Raw genomic sequence first — 15016 nt, 5'->3', positions numbered from 1 at the left:
CCGCCGAGGCCGCGGCGCTGTAGGCCGCCGAGCAGGCCGCCGCGGACGCCGCACGCCGGTCCGCCGCGCCCGCGTCCGGCGGGACCCCGTCGGGCATCGCCGGGTACCGCGACGGCCGCCCCGTCGACGCCGACGGGAACATCCTGTGGGTCACGTCCGTGCCGACCGCCGACGGGGACGGCTCCAACGGCCACATGCCCGCGTCCGCGATGTGCCAGGTCCCCTGGGGCACCGACCAGCTCGGGTTCGCCCAGTACCTGCGCTGCGACGCCGCGGACGCGCTCACCGCGTTGAACGAGGCGTTCCGTGCGCAGTTCGGGGCCTCCCTCGACATGGACCTCACCTACCGGTCCTACGACGACCAGGTCGCGATGAAGCAGGCGTTCGGCGGGCTCGCCGCGGCGCCCGGGACGTCCTCGCACGGGCTCGGCACCGCCCTGGACGTCCAGGAGTGGCCCGAGACCTACGGATTCGGCACCGCGCGCTACGACTGGCTCGTCGCGAACGGCCCCACCTACGGCTGGTACGCGCCCGCGCGGGTGCGGCAGGGCCAGCCGTACGAGGAGTACTGGCACTTCGAGTACGGGCCCGGCCGCACCTCCTGACACCGGCGCGTAGGGGTGGGGCGCCCGCGTGCGCGCGCCGGTCCGTGTGGCACAGTGGCCGGGACCCGGCGGCTCGTCCGTGGGAGCGGTGACGAGGCCGCGCCCGGGCCCCCGGCCCGCAAGCCCAGGAGGCGCCTGCATGTCCGTGCCCACACCGACCGTGTCGCCCACCCCCGCACCGGTCGTCCCGCACACCTCACCCCTGACCACCGCGCTCGCGCAGCTCGCGTCGACCGTCGAGATCCTCGGCTACGACGACGGCATGCACCAGATGCTCGCCACCCCGCGCCGCGAGCTGCACGTCGCGGTGCCGCTGCGGCGCGACGACGGGCGCGTGGAGCTGCTCGCCGGGTACCGGGTGCAGCACAACATCTCGCGCGGGCCCGGCAAGGGCGGGCTGCGGTTCGCGCCCGGCGTCGACGTGGACGAGGTCCGGGCCCTCGCGATGTGGATGACGTGGAAGTGCGCCGTCGTGGACCTGCCCTACGGCGGCGCGAAGGGCGGCGTCGCCGTCGACCCGCGCGGCTGCTCCACCGCCGAGCTCGAGCGGCTGACCCGCCGCTACACCTCCGAGATCATGCCGGTCATCGGCCCGGAGCGGGACATCATGGCGCCCGACGTCGGCACCACCGAGCAGACGATGAGCTGGGTGATGGACACCTACTCGGTCAACTCCGGGTACACGATCCCCGCCGTCGTCACCGGCAAGCCGCTCGCCGTCGGCGGCTCCCTCGGCCGGGCGACCGCCACCTCCCGGGGCGTCGTGCACGCCACCGCCGCCGCCCTGGCCGACGCCGGCACCGACCTGACCCAGGTCACCGCCGCAGTCCAGGGCTTCGGCAAGGTGGGCTCGCACGCCACCCGGTTCCTCGCCGAGGGCGGCGCGCGGGTCCTCGCCGTCAGCGACGAGTACGGCGGCGTGCACGCCCCCGGCGGCCTCGACGTCGCCGCGCTGCTGGAGCACGTCGCCGCGACCGGGTCCGTGGTCGAGATGCCCGGCACCGAGCCGATCGACAACGCCGGGCTGCTCGCGCTCGACGTGGACGTGCTGGTCCCCGCCGCCGTCGAGGACGTCCTCGACGAGGACACCGCCCGCACCGTCAAGGCCCGCTGGGTGGTCGAGGGCGCCAACGGCCCCACCACCAGCGCCGGCGACCGGGTGCTCGCCGAGCGCGGCATCACCGTCGTCCCGGACATCCTCGCGAACGCGGGCGGCGTGGTCGTCTCCTACTTCGAGTGGGTGCAGGCGCAGCAGGCGTACTGGTGGACCGAGCGCGAGATCGAGGACCGGCTGGAGCAGCGGATGCACTCCGCCTACACCGCCGTCGCCCAGCGGGCCCGCGCGGACGGGATCACGCTGCGCGAGGCTGCCCTCGTCATCGGGGTGCGCCGCGTCGCCGAGGCGCACCGTCTGCGGGGCCTCTACCCCTGATCGCACCGGGTGTGACGGGCAACGCGGCGGGTCGGGGAAGCACTCCCCGGCCCGCCGCGTTGCCCCTGGTGTGAGCACCCCGCAGCAGCCCGAGCCCGCCCGCACCGTCACCCCCGCCGTCCCGCTGTCCGTGCTGGACCTCGCCCCCGTCGGCACCGGCCGGACCACCGCCGACGCCCTCGCCGACAGCACCGCCCTCGCCCGCCGCGCCGACGCGCTGGGCTACCGCCGGTTCTGGGTCGCGGAGCACCACAGCATGCCCGCCGTGGCGTCCACCTCCCCCGCCGTGCTGCTCGCGCACCTCGCCGCGGCCACCGAGCGCATCCACGTCGGCTCCGGCGGCGTCATGCTGCCCAACCACCCGCCGCTCGTCATCGCCGAGCAGTTCGCGATGCTGGAGGCCCTGCACCCCGGCCGCGTCGACCTCGGCATCGGGCGCGCGCCCGGCGCCGACCCCGCGACCGCCGCCGCCCTGCGGCGCACCGTCGAGGGCCTGGGCGCCGAGGACTTCCCCGCCGAGCTGCTCGACGTGCTGCACCTGCTCGGCCAGATACCCGCGGGTCGCGCCCCCAGCATCCCCGCGTCGCGCCTGCGTGCCACCCCCGTCGCCGAGGGCACGCCCGAGGTGTGGCTGCTCGGCTCCTCGACGTTCAGCGCGCAGCTCGCCGGAGAGCTCGGCCTGCCGTTCTCGTACGCCCACCACTTCGGCACCGGCATCACCACGCAGGCCGCCGAGGTCTACCGGTCGGCGTTCCGGCCGTCGGAGGTGCTGGACGCCCCGCACCTCATGGTCTCCGCGTCGGTGATCGTCGCCGACACCGAGGAGCGCGCCCAGTGGCTCGCCGGGCCGAGCAAGGTCATGGCGCTGCGGCTGCGCAGCCGCGGGGCGCTCGCCCCCATCGAGACCCCCGAGGCCGCGGAGGCGCTGCTCGCCGACCTCGACCCGGTCCAGGCGGCGGAGTTCTTCGCCCGCGTCGCCGGGACCCAGGTCGCCACCACGGCGGGCGCGGCGGTCACGGCGCTGCGCGAGCTCGTCGCCCGCACCGGCGCCGACGAGCTCATCGTCACGGCGACCACCCACGACGTCGCCGACCGGATCGCGACCCTGGAGTCCCTCGCCGCCGCCTGGTGAGCCCCGGGGCGCGCGAGGTCGGGCGCGCGAGGTCGGGAGAACGGCACGAGGTCGGTGGTCCCGTTGTCCCGACCTCGTCGCGTTCTCCCGACCTCGGGCGCGGCAGCGGCGCACCGCGGGCGCCGCGGAGGCACGGGTGCCAGGATCGGGGCATGGGCGCAGCGGTGCGGTTGGCGGGGTCGTGGCGGTTCGTCGAGGTCGCGGGGGTGCCGCTGGACGAGGGGCCGGAGCGGGCGCACCCGTCGCTGACGTTCGCCGGCGACGGCCAGGTCTACGGCACCGGTGGCGTGAACCGGCTGCGCGGCACGTGGGCGATGTCCGGCCGGGTGCTGACGTTCGGCCCGGTGGTGACGACGCTGATGGCAGGCACCCCGGAGCACACGGCGCGCGAGCGCGCGGTCCTGGACCTGCTGGCGGGCCCGTCGACGGTGTCGGCCGACGGCGAGGCGCTGCTGCTCACGGACGGCGAGGGGCGGGTCAGCCGTCTGCTGCCCGCCCCTGCCGAGGACCCCGTGGTCTAGTCAGCCGCGCGGCTGGCGGTCCGCCCACTCGGCGAGCTCGACGAGCGGACCGGTGTAGAACGGCACCTCCTCGCGCACGTGCCGGCGGGCGCCGGTGGCGCGCAGGTCGCGCATGAGGTCCACGATGCGGTGCAGCTCGTCGGCCTCGAAGCCGAGGATCCACTCGTAGTCGCCGAGCGCGAACGACGACAGCGTGTTGGCGCGCACGTCGGCGTAGTCGCGGGCGGCGTGCCCGTGCTCGCGCAGCAGCTCGCGGCGCTCCTCGTCGGACAGCAGGTACCACTCGTAGGACCGCACGAACGGGTACACGCACAAGTAGTCGCGCGGCTCCTCCCCCGCGAGGAACGCCGGGACGTGCCCGCGGTTGAACTCCGCGGGGCGGTGCATCGCGACGACCGACCAGACGGGCAGCAGGTGCTCGCCGAGGTCGCTCGCGCGCAGCCGGTGGAACGCCTCCTGCACGGCCTCGACCGTCGGCGCCCACCACCAGACCATGAGGTCGGCGTCGGCGCGCAGCCCCGCGACGTCGTACCAGCCGCGCACGACCAGGCCCTCGGGCGCGTCGGGGCCGGTGAGGGCCGCGAGCGCGGCGTCCACGACCCGGCGGCGCTCGGCGTCGTCGGCGGGCAGCGAGGACGACGTCTCGAAGACCGCGTACATCGCGTACCGGATGGACGCGTTGATCTCGTCGGCGACGGCCTGGCTGTGCCCGCCCTCGGGCGCGGTGGTGGTGCTCATCGTGCTGCTGCTCCTTCGGTGGTGCCGTCGGCGTCCTGCTGGGAGATGGTGGGCAGGCCGGTGTCGACCCCGGCGCGCTGCAGGCAGCAGCCGACGGCGCACCGGTCGGGCCAGGCGCCGAGCGCGCCGACGGTGACCCGCTCGGGGTCCTCGCCGCGCTCGGCGGCGGCGCGCTCGAGCATGAGGTCGACCAGCCCGGCGACGAACGGGGCGCGCGTGGACGCCGACCCGGCGCGCACGGCGGTGATCCCGAGGTCCTTCGCGGTGGCCATGGCCTCGGTGTCGAGGTCGTACGCGACCTCCATGTGGTCGGACACGAAGCCGATCGGCGACATGACGACCGCGCTGGTGCCGGTCTCGGCGCGCTCGGCGAGCACGTCGTTGACGTCGGGCTCCAGCCACGGCTGCGACGGCGGGCCGGACCGCGAGCAGAACGCGAGGCTCCACTCCGGCGCGGTGCCGAGGTCGGCGGCGACGAGGGCCGCGACCTCCCGGCAGGCGTCCTCGTGCTGGGCCACGTACCCGGGGCGGACGGCGGCCGAGCCCGCCTCCATGGCCAGCGGGATGGAGTGGGTGACGAACAACAGCGGCGCCTGCGCGGCGACCTCGGCGACGGGGCGGCCGAGCCGGGCCGCGAGGTCCGTGAACGCCTCCACCACGGCGTCGGCGTTGGCCCGCACGAAGCCCGGGTGGTTGAAGAAGTGCCGCAGCTTGTCGACCCGGACGCCCGCCGCGGCCTCGGGGTCGGCCGGGACCGCGTCCTCGGCCGCGCCGGCGACGCCCGCGAGGGCCGCGGCGACGTGCTCCCGGTACTGCCGACAGCCGGAGTACGAGCCGTACGCGCTGGTCACCAGGCCGAGCACCCGGCTCGCGCCGCTGTCGCGCAGGCCCGCGAGGGCGCCGTCGGTGTACGGCTCCCAGTTGCGGTTGCCCCACGCGATCGGGGTGTCGACGCCGCGCGCGTCGAGCTCGGCGCGCAGCGCGGCGAGCAGGGCGCGGTTCTGGTCGTTGATGGGGCTGCGCCCGCCGAACAGCGCGTAGTGCTGGCTGACCTCGACCAGGCGCTCCTCGGGGATGCCCTTGCCCCGGGTCACGTTGCGCATGAACGGCAGCACGTCCTCGGGCTGCTCCGGTCCGCCGAACGAGAGCAGGAGGACGGCGTCGTAGGGGGCGAGCGACGACGTCGTCAGAGTGGGGGAAGACACCACGTCATCATCCCACCGGTGCGGTGGGGCCCCCTCCCGGGAGCCGGACGACGGCGACGTGATCTTGTCGCGACAGCACGTCAGAACCCGCCACGATCACGACGCGGGGGTGCTCGTGACCGACCCGGCGCGGGCCCGCAGCTCGTCGGCGATCTGCCCGGCCCAGGCCCGGACGGCGTCGAAGTCCCGGTGGTCGCCCTCCTTGGCGCGCGCGCCCGCGATGATGGCGCGCTCGGCGAAGGCCAGGTCCGCGCGCCGCAGCCGCCCGGCGAACGCCCGGTGCCCCACCGCGCGGATGTCGGCCATCAGGACGCGGAGCTCGTGCGGGCTGTTGGCGGACGCCGCGGGCTGCGTCGCGAGGCCGGACGAGAACACCCAGCACACCCGCTCACGCAGCTGCGGCGCGAGCCGGGCCGCGAGGTCCCGGGCGGCGGGCAGCCAGTGCGCCGTGTACACGGCCGAGCCGAGCACCACGGCGTCGTACCCGGTCAGGTCCGCGACCTCCTCCGGCTCGACCTCGTCCACCACGTGCCCGTCGGCGCGGAGCACGTCGGCCACCGCCGTCCCGATCTCCGCCGTCGCCCCGTGGCGCGAGGCCACGGTCACCAGGATCTGCAACGCTCAGCCCTCCCTGCTCCGGTCAGCGGTCGACGTCCCCCTGCACGGTCGTCCCGCCGTCGTCCATCGTCCGGGTCCAGATCGCCTCCTGCGTGGGCCGGAGGTCCTTGCACCCCGGTCAGACCGGCGCCGGGACCGCCGGCGCGGGGGCGCCGTCCCGCTCCAGCGGGGCGATGCCCGGCTGGGCGGCGCGCAGCGCGCCCGCCACAGCGGTGAGGGTCGCGAGCTGGTCGTCGTCCAGCGCGCCGCCGACGTAGTGCGCGATGGCCTGGACGTGCCGCCGCCCGACCTCGCGCTGCAGCGCCGCACCCTCCGGGGTCAGCCTGACGACGACGCCGCGCCCGTCCTCGGCGGCCGGCGCCCGGGTCACCCACCCGGCGTCCGCGAGGCGCTCCACCATCCGGCTCAGGCTCGGCTGGCTGAGCAGGCTGTGCTCCGCGAGCTCGCGCAGCCGCAGCCCGTCCGGCGCGGTGGACAGGGTGAACAGCACGTCGTACTCGCGCAGCGTGATGCGGTCCCAGATGGGGTCGCGCTGCAGCCGGCGCATGATCGCGACCTGGGCGCGGAACAGCTCCTCCCACGCCTGCGCGGCGGCGCGGACGTCCACCGGCCGACCCTGGTCCTGGTCCTGCCCCATCGCACCCGCTCCTCGTCGTCAGGTCCATGCGTTCGCATCTACCTTCCCGAACCGGCGCGCCCGCCGGGTTGTTCCCGCGCCCGACCGGGTGGACGCCTAGGCTGACCCGCATGCAGAACGACGGCACCCGCTCGACGTACGTGCTGGTCGACGGCGAGAACATCGACGCGACCCTCGGCTCGTCCATCCTCAACGGGCGCCCCACCCCCGAGCAGCGTCCCCGCTGGGAGCGCGTGCTGGACTTCACGCAGCGCACCTGGGGCCGTCCCACCAAGGGCCTGTTCTTCCTCAACGCCACCAGCGGCACGCTGCCGATGTCGTTCGTGCAGGCGCTGCTCGCCATCGGCTACCAGCCCATCCCCCTCGCGGGCGAGGGCAAGGTCGTCGACATCGGCATCAAGCGCACGCTCGCCGCGCTGGCGGACCGCGACGGCGACGTCATGCTCGCCTCGCACGACGGCGACTTCGCTCCCGAGATCGAGGCGCTGCTCGGCGGGGACCGCCGCGTCGGGCTGCTCGCGTTCCGCGAGTTCACCAGCACCCAGCTCTCGCACCTGTCCGAGCGCGGGCTGCAGGCGTTCGACCTGGAGTCCGACGTGAAGGCGTTCAACGTGACGCTGCCGCGGCTGCGGATCATCCCGCTCGACGAGTTCGACCCGCTGCGCTACCTCTGAGTCCCCGGCCACCCGCCATGACCCCCGCCGCCGCCCCGGACCGCACCGCCGTCCCGGACGGCGAGCGGGTGCTGGTCGCGCTCCGCGCGGTCAATGTCGGCGGGGCGTCGACACTGCCCATGGCGGACCTGCGCGCGGCGGCGGCGGAGGCCGGGCACACCGACGTGGCGACGCACCTGGCCAGCGGCAACCTGCTGCTGCGCCCGGCGCCCGGCGCCCCCACCCGCGTCGGAGACCTGGAGGCGGCGCTCACCGCCGACCTGGGCGACCGGCTGGGGCGCACGCTCGCGCTCACCGTCCGCACCCGCCGGCAGGTCGACGAGATCGTCGCCGCCGACCCGTTCCCCGACGCCTCCGCCGCCGACCCCGCCCACGTCGTCGTGCTGCTCTGCGACGGCCCGGTCCCCGAGGGCGTGCTCGACCTGTCGGCGTACGGCCGCGAGCAGGCGACCGGCCGCGGTCGGGACGTCCACCTGCACTACCCGGACGGGATCGGACGGTCCAAGGTCACCGCCGCCGTGCTCGACCGGCTGACCGGGCGACGCGGCACGGCCCGCAACTGGCGGACCGTCCTGGCGGTGCAGGCGAAGCTGCGCGACTAGCGTGGGCGTCATGGCCACCCTGTTCACCCGCATCATCGACGGCGAGATCCCCGGGCGATTCGTCTGGGCCGACGACCGCGCGGTGGTGTTCGCGACCATCGCCCCCATCGCCGACGGGCACGTGCTCGTCGTCCCGCGCGCGGAGGTGGACCGGTTCACCGAGGCCGACGACGACCTGCTGGCGCACCTGATGGTGGTGGCCCGCACCGTCGGGCGGGCGCAGGAGGCCGCGTGGGAGGGCACCCGCGCCGCGCTGGTGGTGGCGGGCTTCGAGGTCCCGCACCTGCACGTGCACGTGGTGCCCGCGCGCGGTGAGGGCGAGCTGTCGTTCGCCAACGCGCGCTCCGACGTCCCGGCGGCGGACCTGGACGCGGCCGCCGAGCGGCTGCGCGACGCACTGCGCACGCAGGGCCACGCCGCGCACGTCCCGGCGGCGCTGGGCTCCGCCGCGCTCTGACGCCCGGCCGGTCGTCTGCTCCCGGGACTCCCGCTCAGGCGACCGGGTCGTCCTCGCCGTACGCCGCGAGGCGCAGCGTCCGCGCGTCGGTGGCCTCGATGCGGTCGGCCACGGCGAGCAGGGTCGCCTCGGTGTCGGTGCCCGCGCGCACGAACCGGCCGGACAGCGCGTCGAGGCGCCCGGAGCCGAACGCGTCCACGAGGTCGACGGTGGCCTCGACGGGGGTCCACTCGTCGCGCTGGTCGTGCAGCGGCATCGCCTGGGTCATGTCGGTGACGACGACGCCGGGGGCGAGGTCGAGGACCCGGATGCCGCGCGCGGCGTACTGCCGGTCGAGCATCGTCGTGAGCCGGGCGAGCGCGCCCTTGCTGATCCCGTACCCGGTGTAGACGGGCGAGGGCCGGTGCCCGGAGCCGGAGTTGATGTTGACGACGCGCCCGGCGCCGCGCGCGAGCATGGCGGGCAGCACGGCGTGGCTGAGCAGCAGGGGGCCGCGCACGTTGGTCTCGACGACGCGCCACACGTCCTCGACGTCGTCGGTGACGAGGTCGGTCTCCTGCCGCTCGATGACCCCGGCGTTGTTCACGAGCAGGCCGATGCCGCCCTGGTCGGCGAACGCGTCCTCGACGTCCCGCACCGCGGCGGTCACGGCGTCGGCGTCGACGACGTCGACGGTGCGCACGACGACCCGCGCCTCGGGGCGCAGCGCCCGGGCCTCGGCGGCGACGGCCTCGAGGTGCGACGCGGTGCGGCCGAGCAGCGCGACGTCCCAGCCCGCGCGGACGAGCCCGAGGGCGATCCCCCGGCCGATGCCCCGGCCGGCGCCGGTGACCAGGGCGGTGCGGGGCGCTGCGAGGGCCGTCGTCGGGGCGGGGGCGGGGGTGTCGCTCGTCATGCGCCCCATCGTCGCACCCGCGATCCGCCCGGCCCCCTCCCCGTCCGCGCGGGCGCTGGGCATACTGACGACCCGGGAGACGTTCGGCCGACGGGGTCCGCGCCGGCCCGCACCCCGCGCTGACCAGCCGCACCACCCCGAGGGAGCCGCCCGTGGCCACCGAGCCCGATCTCGCCCGCACGCTGCCGGGCCCGCCGCTGCGCGTGCGGCTGCCGTCCGTGACGCCGTCGGTGCGGGACTTCCTCGCGACCGAGGCGGGCAGCGCGGTGTTCCTGCTGGGCGCGACGGTGCTGGCGCTGGTGTGGGCGAACTCGCCGATGGCGTCGTCGTACGACGCGCTGTGGTCGACGTCGGCGGGGTTCCACCTGGGGCCGTTCGGGCTGGACCTGGACCTGCACCACTGGGTGAACGACGCGGCGATGGCGGTGTTCTTCTGCGTGGTCGGCCTGGAGATCAACCGGGAGATCACCAGCGGCGAGCTGCGGGACCGCCGGACGATCGCGGTCCCGGCCCTGGGTGCGCTGGGCGGCCTGGCGGTGCCCGCGGTGATCTACCTGCTGTTCACGGCGGGGACGGAGGCCGCGCACGGCTGGGGCGTGGTGATGTCGACGGACACGGCGTTCCTGGTGGGCATCCTCGCGCTGTTCGGCCCGGCGTGCCCGGACCGGCTGCGGCTGTTCCTCCTGACCCTGGCGATCGTGGACGACATCGGCGCGATCACGGTGATGGCGGTGTTCTACAACGACGGCGTGGACGTCGCGGCGCTGGCGGTCGCGGGCGTGCTGGTCGCCGCGCTGCTGGCGCTGCGCTGGCTGCGGGTGTGGCGGCTGACGCCGTACGTGCTGGTGGGTGCGGCGCTGTGGCTCGCGGTGAACGCGTCGGGCGTGCACGCGACGCTCGCCGGGGTGCTGGTGGGGCTGCTGCTGCCGTCGCGGGCGATGGCGCGGGACCACGTGGACGCGGTGCCGCGCTGGGCGGACGGCCTGGCCGCCGAGCCGACGGCGGACCGCGAGCACCTGACCGAGCTCGCGGCGCGCGCCGCGGTGCCTGCCGGCGAGCGGCTGCAGCGGGTGCTGCACCCGTGGTCCGCGTACGTGGTGGTCCCGGTCTTCGGCCTCGCCAACGCGGGGGTCCGGCTGGACGGGGAGGCGCTGCGCGCGGCCGCGACGTCGCCGGTGACCATCGGGGTGGCCGTGGCTCTCGTCGCCGGGAACACCATCGGCATCACCGGCGCGGCGACGCTCGCGATCCGCGCCGGGCTGGGCCGGCTGCCCGGGCGCGTGCGCTGGGGCCACCTGCTCGGCGGCGCCGTGCTCGCGGGGATCGGGTTCACGATCTCGCTGTTCATCGCCGAGCTCGCGTTCGAGGGCGCGATCCAGGAGCAGGCGAAGATCGGGATCCTCGCCGGGTCGCTGGTCGCGGCGGTGCTGGGCAGCGTGCTGCTGCGCGCCCTCGGCAACCGGCTCCCGCTCTGCTCGCCCGACGAGGAGCTGCCGACACGGTTGCCGACAGGCCCGTGGACGGTCGGGACGACGTGAGGCGTCAGCCCGGCAGCGCCGCCCGCAGGGAGGCGAGGTCGAGGCGCCCCCGGTACGGGACGCCGTCGACCAGCAGCGACGGCGTCCCCGCGACGCCGAGGTCGAGGCCCGCGACGTAGTCGGCCTCGACCAGCGGCGCGAGCCGCTGGGCACCCGGCCCGGCGACCAGGTCCGGGTCCAGGCCCAGGCGGGCGCCGACGGCGCGCAGGTCCGGCTCGGTCAGCCGGTCCTGCTGCGCGAACAGCGCCTCCTGCATCTCCCAGAACAGACCCTGCTCGGCGGCGGCCTCCGCGGCGAGCGCCGCGATGAGGGCGTGCGGGTGCACCTGGAACAGCGGGAAGTGCCGCCAGACGAGCCGCACCCGCCCGTCGGACTCCTCGACCAGGCGGCGCAGCACCGGCGCGGCGTCCCGGCAGTAGGGGCACTCCAGGTCGCCGAACTCGGTGATCGTGACGGGGGCGGCGGGGTCGCCCAGCACCAGGCGCGCGTCGGACATGCGCCCAGCATGCCCGACGCGACGCTCAGCGGGTGTCAGCGGGTGTCAGCGGGTGTCAGCGCGGGCGCAGCGGCGGGCTGCCGGTGCCCGCGCCCCGCACCAGGCCGCCGACCAGGGCGCGCATCGCCTGCACGCCGGTGTGCTGCGGCCGGAACCCGAGCATCCGCTCGGCCCGCGCGGTGTCCAGCACCGGGGCCGACGCGCCCATGTCGAACCAGCCCGGTCCGACCGGGGCGATCCGCGCCAGCCAGGCCGCGCCGAGCGCGACCCGGACGGGCGCGTGCGGGACCTCGCGCCACCGCCCGCCGGACACCACGTCCGCCACGTCGGCGGCCCGGATGATGCCGGGTCCGGCGATGTTGAACGGGCCCCACGCCTGCCGCACGACGACCTCCCGGAACGCCTCGGCCAGGTCGTCGGCGTGCACGGCCTGCAGCCGCAGCCCGGCGGGCCAGGGCAGCACGGGCAGGTGCCCGTCGAGCAGCCGGGCCGGGACGAACGGGCCGAGGAAGTACCGCTTGATCTCCTGCCCGGCGGCCGCCTGGAACACCAGCGCGGGCCGGACCCGGGCGACGACGAGCGTCGGGTACCGCACCTCGGCCTCGTCGAGCAGCCGCTCGACCGCGACCTTATCGACGCTGTACGCGGACGTGCGGATGCCGCCGGTGTCCCACTCCTCGTCCCGCGGCTCGTCGGAGTACGACGGCGAGTAGGCGCCGACCGACGAGGCGACGACCAGGTGCGGGACCGCGGCCGCGGCGACGGCCGCCACGACCCGGCGAGTGCCGTCGACGTGCGTGCGGCGCTGCCGGTCCCGGTCGTGGCTGGGCTGGATCTGCCACGCCAGGTGCACGACGGCGTCGGCGCCGGCGACGATCTCGCGCAGCCGGGACACGACGTGGTGGTCGGGCCCGCGCGCGCCGATGTCGAGACCGTGCCACTCGGTGGTGTCGTAGGGCGCGGGCGGGGTGCGCCCGGGAGCACGGCGCACGACGCCCACCAGCGACGTGACGGTGGGGTCCTGGCGCAGCCGGCGCAGCAGGGCGGTGCCGACGTTGCCGCTGGCCCCGATGACGACGACGCGCATCAGCCCTCCCCGGGTCGGGCGTGCCGGACGAACGCCTGCTCGCGCGCGATCCGCCCGAGCCGGGTGAGGGTCGCGATCTGGTCGTCGGCCTGGGCGAGCAGGCGCTCCAGGCGCCCGGGGTCCAGGTCGAGGTCGTCCTGCCAGACCTGGAGCGTCTCCCACAGGCCGCGCTTGGCGGTGACGGCGCCGCGCATGAGGTCGAGCTCGATGACGGCGGACAGCGGGGACGTGTCGGTGAGCCGCCCGTTGGGCTTCAGCCGCCCGGCACGCTCGGCGACCGCGATGCCCAGCCGCTTGACCCGGCTGGGCTGCACGTCCAGGCGCATCGCCGTCTCGCGGAGCCACTCGCGCTCGTCGGTCACCTCCCGCGCGATCCGGGCGAGAGCCGGGCCGAGCGGCGTGTCCGCGTAGGCGTCGGCCATCCGGCCGAAGCGCGCGCTGCCGCCGACCGCCCCGCCGAGGTGGTCGCTCAGGTAGGTCCGCAGCAGCGCCCGGTCGAGGGGACCGGTCACGGCGTGGGTCCCCCGCGCGGGTTCAGGTTGTCGGGGTCCGCGTCGGTGTCGGTGCCGTCGTCGGTGCTGCCGCCCGCCGCCTGCGCACCGGTGCGCGGGTTCAGCATCTCCGGGTCGGTGTCCGGGTCCTCGGCGGGGTCGTAGCCCTGCGTGCTGTCGTCGGTGCTCATCTGCTCACGCTGGCACTCGCGGGCCCGCGGCGCACCCCGAACCGGGACCTCGGTCCCAGGCGCGCGACGGCTCTCGGTGCAAGGGACCGGCCCGATCCTGGTTACGATCGAGCGGTGTCCTCAACGGTGGAACCGGTCGATGTCGTCCTGGTGGGTGGTGGGATCATGTCCGCCACGCTCGCCACGCTGCTGTCCGAGCTCGAGCCCACGTGGCGCATCGAGATCGTGGAGCGCCTGGACGCCGTCGCCCAGGAGAGCACCGGCGGGTGGAACAACGCCGGCACCGGTCACGCCGCGCTCTGCGAGCTGAACTACACGCCCGAGCGCGCCGACGGCACCATCGAGATCGCCAAGGCCGTCACGATCAACGAGCAGTTCGCGCTGTCCCGCGAGCTCTGGGACCACCTGCGCACCACCGGCCGGATCCCCGACGACCGGTTCCGCTCCCCCGTCCCGCACCTCACGCTGGTCCGCGGCGCCGACGACGTCGACTACCTGCGCCGCCGGCACGCCGCCCTGACCGCGCACCCGCGGTTCGCGCACCTCGAGTTCTCCGACGACCCGGCCACCATCGCGCGCTGGGCCCCGCTCGTGCTGGAGGGCCGGGACCCCGACGAGCCGGTGGCCGCCACCCGCGCGGCCGACGGCCTCGACGTCGACTTCGGCGCCCTGACCCGGCACCTGGTGGACGACCTCGTGCGGCGCGGCACCCGCGTCCGCCTCCAGCACGAGGTCCGGAAGATCCGGCGCCGCCGCGACGGCACGTGGCGGCTGCACCTCGCCGACCGCACCTGGAACGCCAGCCCCCGGCGCAGCACCCTCGACGCCCGGTTCGTATTCATCGGCGCGGGCGGCGGCGCGCTGCGGCTGCTGCAGTCCTCCGGCATCGCCGAGGCGAAGGGCTACGGCGGGTTCCCCATCAGCGGGCAGTTCCTGCGCACCACGAACCCCGACCTCGTCGCCCGGCACACCGCGAAGGTCTACGGCAAGGCCGCCGTCGGTTCCCCGCCGATGTCGGTGCCGCACCTCGACACCCGCGTCGTGGACGACACCCCGGCGCTGCTGTTCGGGCCCTACGCGGGCTGGAGCATGAGGTTCCTCAAGCAGGGCTCCTGGACGGACCTGCTGCGCACCGTCCGGCCGAGCAACCTCGTCCCGCTGGTCGCCGTCGGGCTGCACAACCTCGACCTGCTGAAGTACCTGGTCACCGAGGTGCTGGCCTCGCGCGGCGCCCGGATGCGCACCCTGCGCGGGTTCATGCCCACCGCGCGCGACCGCGACTGGGAGCTGATCACCGCCGGGCAGCGCGTCCAGGTGATCAAGCGCGGCAAGGGCGGCGGCGTCCTGGAGTTCGGCACCGAGCTCGTCACGGCCGCCGACGGGTCGATCGCCGGCCTGCTGGGCGCCTCGCCCGGCGCGTCCACCGCCGCCTCCGCGATGCTGGACCTGCTCGGCCGGTGCTTCCCGGACCGGTACGACGGCTGGCGGCCGAGCCTCGAGCGGATGATGCCCGGCCTGACCACGCAGGCCGCCGACGACGCCACCGGCCCGGCACCCGACGCCGACCCGGACCTCGAGACGGACGACCCCACGGCGCCGGGCGACGCCACCGCCGAGCCCACGCGCCCGGGCGGCTCGGGCGGCTCGGGCACAGAGGGGGCTCCCGCGCGCCGTCCCGGCCGGCCGTCGCGGCCGAC

General features: G+C 75.8%; 18 protein-coding genes. 9 read left to right on the top strand and 9 right to left on the bottom strand.

The features are described 5' to 3' along the window. The first annotated feature begins 158 nt into the window (after positions 1 to 158). From EBM89_RS16275 to EBM89_RS16260, 4 genes are all read left to right on the top strand, one after another. Entirely contained in the window at positions 159 to 605 is a 447-nt protein-coding gene (locus EBM89_RS16275) for a M15 family metallopeptidase (protein ID WP_122150701.1), read from the top strand. Between the two features lie 139 nt (positions 606 to 744). Continuing rightward, a complete protein-coding gene (locus tag EBM89_RS16270; protein ID WP_122150700.1) occupies positions 745 to 2037 on the top strand; it encodes a Glu/Leu/Phe/Val family dehydrogenase in 1293 nt (430 codons plus the stop codon). Positions 2038 to 2107: 70 nt separating this feature from the next. After that, on the top strand, positions 2108 to 3169 hold the full coding sequence (locus EBM89_RS16265) for an LLM class flavin-dependent oxidoreductase (RefSeq protein WP_233571797.1): 1062 nt from the start codon (positions 2108 to 2110) through the stop codon (positions 3167 to 3169). 152 nt (positions 3170 to 3321) lie between these two features. Next, the gene (locus EBM89_RS16260; RefSeq protein ID WP_122150699.1) at positions 3322 to 3690 is read left to right on the top strand and encodes an META domain-containing protein; all 369 of its coding nucleotides are present in this window, start codon (positions 3322 to 3324) and stop codon (positions 3688 to 3690) included. On the opposite strand, the gene hemQ is transcribed toward EBM89_RS16260, so the two are convergent. From hemQ to EBM89_RS16240, 4 genes are all read right to left on the bottom strand, one after another. Further along, positions 3691 to 4428, bottom strand: a complete 738-nt coding sequence (hemQ, locus tag EBM89_RS16255) for a hydrogen peroxide-dependent heme synthase (protein ID WP_122150698.1) — start codon at positions 4426 to 4428, stop codon at positions 3691 to 3693. Beyond that, positions 4425 to 5633, bottom strand: a complete 1209-nt coding sequence (locus EBM89_RS16250) for a ferrochelatase (protein WP_122150704.1) — start codon at positions 5631 to 5633, stop codon at positions 4425 to 4427. Before EBM89_RS16250 ends, hemQ begins: the two co-directional genes overlap by 4 nt. 96 nt (positions 5634 to 5729) lie before the next feature. Then, positions 5730 to 6233, bottom strand: a complete 504-nt coding sequence (locus EBM89_RS16245; protein ID WP_233571796.1) for a flavodoxin domain-containing protein — start codon at positions 6231 to 6233, stop codon at positions 5730 to 5732. Positions 6234 to 6369: 136 nt separating this feature from the next. After that, positions 6370 to 6888 carry a MarR family winged helix-turn-helix transcriptional regulator gene (locus EBM89_RS16240; protein ID WP_122150696.1) on the bottom strand — a complete coding sequence of 173 codons (519 nt, stop codon included), beginning with the start codon at positions 6886 to 6888 and terminating at the stop codon, positions 6370 to 6372. Positions 6889 to 6998: 110 nt separating this feature from the next. On the opposite strand from EBM89_RS16240, the gene EBM89_RS16235 reads away from it, so the two are divergent. From EBM89_RS16235 to EBM89_RS16225, 3 genes are read left to right on the top strand one after another with little or no spacing between them, the layout of a single operon-like run. Then, a complete protein-coding gene (locus tag EBM89_RS16235) occupies positions 6999 to 7562 on the top strand; it encodes an NYN domain-containing protein (protein WP_122150695.1) in 564 nt (187 codons plus the stop codon). A 17-nt stretch (positions 7563 to 7579) separates the two neighbouring features. After that, the gene (locus tag EBM89_RS16230; RefSeq protein ID WP_122150694.1) at positions 7580 to 8164 is read left to right on the top strand and encodes a DUF1697 domain-containing protein; all 585 of its coding nucleotides are present in this window, start codon (positions 7580 to 7582) and stop codon (positions 8162 to 8164) included. Between the two features lie 10 nt (positions 8165 to 8174). Continuing rightward, positions 8175 to 8621 carry an HIT family protein gene (locus tag EBM89_RS16225; protein WP_122150703.1) on the top strand — a complete coding sequence of 149 codons (447 nt, stop codon included), beginning with the start codon at positions 8175 to 8177 and terminating at the stop codon, positions 8619 to 8621. Between the two features lie 34 nt (positions 8622 to 8655). On the opposite strand, the gene EBM89_RS16220 is transcribed toward EBM89_RS16225, so the two are convergent. Further along, positions 8656 to 9516 (bottom strand): SDR family NAD(P)-dependent oxidoreductase, encoded by an 861-nt coding sequence (locus EBM89_RS16220; protein ID WP_122150702.1) that lies wholly within the window; start codon positions 9514 to 9516, stop codon positions 8656 to 8658. Between the two features lie 152 nt (positions 9517 to 9668). Between EBM89_RS16220 and nhaA the strand changes: the two genes are divergently transcribed. After that, on the top strand, positions 9669 to 11054 hold the full coding sequence (gene nhaA, locus EBM89_RS16215; RefSeq protein ID WP_122150693.1) for a Na+/H+ antiporter NhaA: 1386 nt from the start codon (positions 9669 to 9671) through the stop codon (positions 11052 to 11054). A 4-nt stretch (positions 11055 to 11058) separates the two neighbouring features. On the opposite strand, the gene EBM89_RS16210 is transcribed toward nhaA, so the two are convergent. The 4 genes from EBM89_RS16210 to EBM89_RS21400 are packed head-to-tail and all read right to left on the bottom strand — an operon-like array spanning position 11059 to position 13319. Beyond that, the gene (locus EBM89_RS16210) at positions 11059 to 11550 is read right to left on the bottom strand and encodes a DsbA family protein (RefSeq protein ID WP_122150692.1); all 492 of its coding nucleotides are present in this window, start codon (positions 11548 to 11550) and stop codon (positions 11059 to 11061) included. Positions 11551 to 11605: 55 nt separating this feature from the next. After that, positions 11606 to 12637 (bottom strand): NAD-dependent epimerase/dehydratase family protein, encoded by a 1032-nt coding sequence (locus EBM89_RS16205; RefSeq protein ID WP_122150691.1) that lies wholly within the window; start codon positions 12635 to 12637, stop codon positions 11606 to 11608. Next, the gene (locus EBM89_RS16200) at positions 12637 to 13149 is read right to left on the bottom strand and encodes a hypothetical protein (RefSeq protein ID WP_122150690.1); all 513 of its coding nucleotides are present in this window, start codon (positions 13147 to 13149) and stop codon (positions 12637 to 12639) included. Before EBM89_RS16200 ends, EBM89_RS16205 begins: the two co-directional genes overlap by 1 nt. After that, positions 13146 to 13319, bottom strand: a complete 174-nt coding sequence (locus EBM89_RS21400; protein WP_158609699.1) for a hypothetical protein — start codon at positions 13317 to 13319, stop codon at positions 13146 to 13148. Before EBM89_RS21400 ends, EBM89_RS16200 begins: the two co-directional genes overlap by 4 nt. A gap of 165 nt (positions 13320 to 13484) precedes the next feature. Here EBM89_RS21400 and mqo point away from each other — a divergent pair. Beyond that, a partial coding sequence (gene mqo / locus EBM89_RS16195) for a malate dehydrogenase (quinone) (protein ID WP_199732170.1) occupies positions 13485 to 15016 on the top strand: 1532 nt, incomplete at its 3' end.

Source organism: Cellulomonas triticagri (assembly GCF_003696205.1).
Taxonomy (GTDB): Bacteria; Actinomycetota; Actinomycetes; order Actinomycetales; family Cellulomonadaceae; genus Cellulomonas; species Cellulomonas triticagri.
This window is presented reverse-complemented; position numbering and strand designations above follow the sequence as displayed.